This window comes from Desulfofundulus sp., assembly GCF_049701015.1.
Lineage (GTDB): Bacteria > Bacillota > Desulfotomaculia > Desulfotomaculales > Desulfovirgulaceae > Desulfofundulus.
Genome location: NZ_JBNATZ010000191.1, coordinates 1 through 1,552 on the forward strand (window position 1 = coordinate 1; position 1,552 = coordinate 1,552).

General features: G+C 65.1%; 2 protein-coding genes. Both read right to left on the bottom strand.

Features of this window, described 5'->3' with window-relative positions:
* Positions 1-92: 92 nt before the first annotated feature.
* Positions 93-1,190 carry a DNA polymerase III subunit beta gene (dnaN, locus tag ACPLUI_RS10995; protein ID WP_424660309.1) on the bottom strand — a complete coding sequence of 366 codons (1,098 nt, stop codon included), beginning with the start codon at positions 1,188-1,190 and terminating at the stop codon, positions 93-95.
* A 96-nt stretch (positions 1,191-1,286) separates the two neighbouring features.
* The coding region (locus tag ACPLUI_RS11000) for a hypothetical protein (RefSeq protein ID WP_424660310.1) at positions 1,287-1,552 on the bottom strand (266 nt) is incomplete at its 5' end.

The window sequence follows — 1,552 nt, forward strand, 5'->3', positions numbered from 1 at the left end:
CCTCGCCTGCAGTGGACTTTCACCACCAAGTTAACGCCCATGCCGGGCGCACGAGCAGAAAAGCCGGGGCAGGATGCCCCGGCCTGCTCCTGCTACGCTGCCGCCTCCGCGGCCTCCCTGACCAGCGGGCGGAGTACCGAAAAGTACGTGCCGTCCCCGCTCGCCACTTTCACCGCGGGCGCGTCCGTGACAAAGCCGACCTCCGCCTCTTCCTCCCCGACCACCCGCACGGCCTCCGCCAGGTAGCGGGTCTGGAAAAACATCGTGACCGGCTCCCCTTCGTGACACACTTCCAGGGTCTCGGTCACGCTGCCCCCCACCCCGGATGCGGATACGGTCATCTTCCCGCCGCTGACGTCAACCCTGACCTTCGAGACGTTCCGGCTGTCGACGATCACCGCGGCCCTGCCTAGCGTCTCCAGCAGGTCCCTCACGCTCACCCGCACCCGCGCGCTGAAACCCTCCGGCACGCAGGACATGTAGTCCGGGTACCTCCCGGCAATCGTACGGGAAAACACCTCCACCGGCCCGCTGCGGAAAACTACCAGGTTGTCCTGGACGTTCACCGCCACCCTGTCGCCGCCCAGCACCTTCAGCGCCTCCTGCAGCGCGGCCTGCGGCACTACCGCCTCGGCACCGCCCCCGCCGCTCACCGGCAGGCACGCCCAGTTTATGCGGACCCCGTCGCTCGCCACCAGCTCCAGGTTGAACGGCGTGACCCTGAACAGCACCCCGGTCAAAATGGGACTGCACATACCCTTGTAGCAAGCGAAATAGACCCGGTTGACCGCGTTCAAAAACTCCCCGGCGCTGACCTCAATGCCCACGCCGCCGCTGACCGCCGGCAGCAGCGGGAACTCGCCCTCGTACACGCTCACCCTGGCCTCGCTGCCACCATACCTCAGCAGCAGCCCGCCCTCCGCCAGCTCGACCTCCACGGGACCATCCGGCAGCCGTTTCACCAGGTCGTAAATCCCGGCGTTTACTGTCACTTCGCCCTCAGACGCGACCTCGACTCCAGCAGTGTAACGGATGGTCAGCTCGGCGTCCGTCCCGACCACCTCCAGACGGTCGCCCCTGATCACCATGTGGACCCCTCGGAGGACACCCAGCGGGCTGTTGGGCTTGACCGCGCGGTGTGCCGCGAAAAGGGCGCTCTCAAGAGTTTCTTTGGACACAGTGAATTTCACAAAACGTCCCCCCTCTGTAAAGTTTTCGCGCGACTTCTGGTAAACGGTGGAGGAGCCGGTCCGGAGACCGGCCCCTGAAAAGCCCTGACGCCGGAACTAGAGGTACTTTCTGAGCACCCTGTAGTCCTCGGGCGGGACGACTTCCCAACCGTTAACCCTGACAGCTTCCGTCCCGTCAGCAGAGTAATATACCCCGTCCTCGAAAACCGTCCCCCGAGCGAAAAAGTCCTCGAAATACCCGTGGACCACCCTCTCAGGGCTGTCCAGGGCTTCTAAGAGGACGACCCCCGCGAACTCCGACTCCCCGCTCACACCTGTGTAGCGGACCAGCAGCCCGCACGGCCCCGGGACTTCCCACAGAC